1 protein-coding gene is annotated in these 3,578 nt (G+C 35.5%); it reads right to left on the bottom strand.

Going from position 1 to position 3,578, the window contains the following annotated elements:
• Positions 1 to 97 precede the first annotated feature (97 nt).
• Positions 98 to 430 carry an AMP-binding protein gene (locus ACJ5GX_RS04845; RefSeq protein ID WP_495292755.1) on the bottom strand — a complete coding sequence of 111 codons (333 nt, stop codon included), beginning with the start codon at positions 428 to 430 and terminating at the stop codon, positions 98 to 100.
• Positions 431 to 3,578: the final 3,148 nt, after the last annotated feature.

Genomic DNA, 3,578 nt, shown 5'->3' with positions numbered 1-3,578 from the left:
ACCGACGGCTTAACGTGCCCTCCGAAGCACGGAACCATTTCTTTTCGGACAATCAGTAGGTTCACCCTGCAATGTCCTAACCAGACCGGGAACAAATTCACAAAGTTATAAATATCGAGAATCGAACCCGGAACCTTTGCGTCGCAGGCAGTCGCACTACCACTGCGCCACATAGTCCGTCAGTTAACTTACGTGCCGTATATACGGGATTCAAGGTAGATATAACCCCGCCTGCTTCCAGAATCCCCATAGTGATGAGAGGATAGTCGGGGATGTTTGGCAGCATCACAGAGACGGTGTCGCCATCTCTGATCTTGAACTTCAAGCGAAGGTTGGCTGCGAACGTGCTGGCTAGTTTGAAGGCCTGTTCGTATGTGTAGCCTCGGCCGGTTGAAGCGCAAACCTGAAAATAGGAAAATGAGGTACTTATAGAATCTTTATTTGATACGGAAGAGCAGAATATGACAGCTACTGTAAGAGCAATCCTAGTCCGTTGTATCCTTGTGTGTGTAACTTGTGTATATTTAAAACAAGTTTATTCAATAAAAAAAATAACAACACGACTGTTTTTTGAGATAAAACCTAGCCTATGACACTCAGGATAACGTAAGGATTCTTCTCAGTCTGTTCAGAGGTTAACGAGTTACAGTCCTTTAAAGAATCTCACATATACATACATACATGAACTCTAAAAACATCACACTTCTTTTTGGTGGGGCAGTCGTGTAAAAAAAAGGAATCCCACATAATAAATGGCAGCAAAGGTGAATAATAATAACAAAACTTTTATATTTTCTCAAAAATATCTACCCAAAATGGTTTACAGCGTTTCATAGAGAATAAAGTGGAGACACTTTACTTTCGACCATTGAAACATAATTAGGTATATTGTTTATATTATAATTGTAACATATTATTATGCGCTTCTAATACATACATACATACACATATAACGCCTATAATCCCATGCGGGGTAGGCAGAGCGTAAACGGCCGCTAAGAAGGGACATTTACGCCACGCAGATATTTTTATTATTTAGGTTCCAGTAATATTTTCTTTGGATCCTGGTTTAATTACTTAAAGTTGGTAACAATAAAGATATTTTCCTAAAAAAATTTATGTAAAATTTCTCATTTATTTCTGGTGTACTTCTTTTATTGTATTTCCGGTAGACTTTTTCGACGGATTCACAAATATTGGTTTTTTAAATTGACTTTAAATTAGTGACGTAAACAAAGATTGCTCTCACAATAAGCAGTAAAGAGAAAGTGTGTTACCTACTTACCCAACCTAGCCTTATATGTATAGTTATACAAGAATTAAAATATCTGAATCTTTAAAATGTTTTCTAGCATACAAATTATGACAGACTTTACTTTTTGTATTATTGTGCTTTGTAGGAAAACTAGGTAGGTATGTGATATATTTGGAAACAACCAGATATAATTTATGCTTGCTCTCAGCAAGTCACATTCAAACGGGAGGAAGTAACGAAATAGATAACGTTCACCATATCGGACATCAAGAATTTCATTTTACAATCGCCGAACGAAAGAACTTGCTCCACATCAGTATTTGGAGACAGTTATTTTTTTTAAAATTTCAAAAAAGGAACTAGACTCTATTTCTGTATTTAAAAAGCCAGTAAAAGAGCACTTTAATTGCTCAACAACCTTGAAATATTTATGTTGTTTTATAGTATTTATGTAAGTTTGTTTATCTATTCATATAGGTTTATATGTATTATTTTATGCATGTTATAATATTTTACAGAGTTATTCATTTGTTTTGTTTAATTCATTTCGTATTGCCTATTCGTCCCAAAAGTTTAAATTCTCTCACAAGACATAGGTTGGCTGAAAGAGATCTCTTCTTAAAAGATAAACTCGCCTTTGCGACAAAATTTATATATATTTTTTCTGTGTATTTTTGTGCATTAAAAATCCGTACTAATATTATAAATCTGAGAGTTTGTGTGTGTATGTATGTATGTTTGTTACCTCTTCAAGCTCAAACGGCTTGACCGATTTGGATAAAATTTTGAACACAGGTAGAGTATAACCCGGAATAACACATAAACCATTTTTACCTCGGGAAAACAACCATTACCGCGGGAAAATGAGTGGCAGCGGGTGAAACCGCTGGGCGGAAATCTCGTATTATATAAACTTACCGCCATAGTTCTTTGTGGCCATTTCTCCAAATTTTGCCAGACATAGTCGAAGAGCGTGCAATTTGGTATCTCTAATTTCTTGAATGGCGATGCCACTGTCCTCTCCTCGGTCCAACAGCTATTTCTCCTCACTTGAACACTGGTGCATTTTGAACTCTTCTGTAAAGTCTGTAGGGATCGATCCCTTAATTTTTTATACGGCTAGTGGCATACAGTTTCCAACACCGACTGTACTACGGATGCATGTTGAGATATTTTAGGAAAATGTATAGGTACCAAATTTTGACTTGAATTTAAATTCCAGTGAGCTACCAAACAAAGTACCTTTATATCCAGCAATTTATAGGCATTGGGACGCTAGCACTAAGATGAGAAATTAAAACGCATTTGTAGTGGAAAATTCTGGCACTGAGTTCGGTGATAATTCGTATGCGCGTCATTGTAAGTATCAGTAATGATTCCTGGTTTTTGTTTTGTTACCTAACCTAACAGAAAATATTGTTGATTCATGCATTTTAACACACCAATCATCCAATTCATCATAATATTAATCGCTCCATAGTCAGTCGCCAAATAATAGACTAAATGAAACTAATTTAATCCATCTTTATTCCAATTCTAACTAATTCGTTTGTTGTCATTCATTCGTTCATTGTCAAAGTTGTCTTTAATAAAGTAATGTAAGACCTTTTCCATGTCTAAGACCACACTAGAATTGTTCGGGTCATTTATCGACTCAGTGACCCACGCAACACTCGTAATGGACAAACTCAAAAGACTGAAGCTAAGAGGCCCGTCTGGATTAGGACTTAATACTTTCTAAACAACCGTTTGCGAAGGAGAAGCAAGTTTTATTTCCAATGCATTTCTCATGTAAGTAGAGCATTATGTTTGTATAATATATGTTCTGTTAAATATGGGCAGTGCGCGTCGCCAAATATAATCGGCTAAACAAACCATGACTCTGAAAAAAAAAATAACTTAAAGATTGTAACTATAAAAAGTTTTTTGTATAATTACTTTACCTACATTCAAATCTTGACTTTAAAAAATTTATTATACCGACAGGCTGAAATTTGTAAAGACACCTTTGCTGAAAATTGAGGATGGGCAACGGGACGAACGAACTATTTGCTGGAGCGACATTAGTGTTAGTTTTTTTATTATTATAGTACCTACCGTTCGTTCTGTAATATGATTCTACTTGATATTTTATTATCAAACATTTTAATAAAAACCTGACTTCGTCTCTATATGAATTGAGCATGAATGTGAATGACTAAGAATGAAAACAAAGCCCCTCTAAGTGGGACTTGAAGCTTAACGACTCTACAAAAGGCACCCTTACCGTATTCTCACTTGAAAACACTTAGTTTCCTTCAAAAAGCAGCAGTCAAGGAAAGAG

The sequence above is a fragment of the Wolbachia endosymbiont of Tuta absoluta genome (assembly GCF_059414725.1).
Note: the sequence above shows the minus strand (reverse complement) of the source record. Positions and strands in the feature narration are given on the sequence as shown.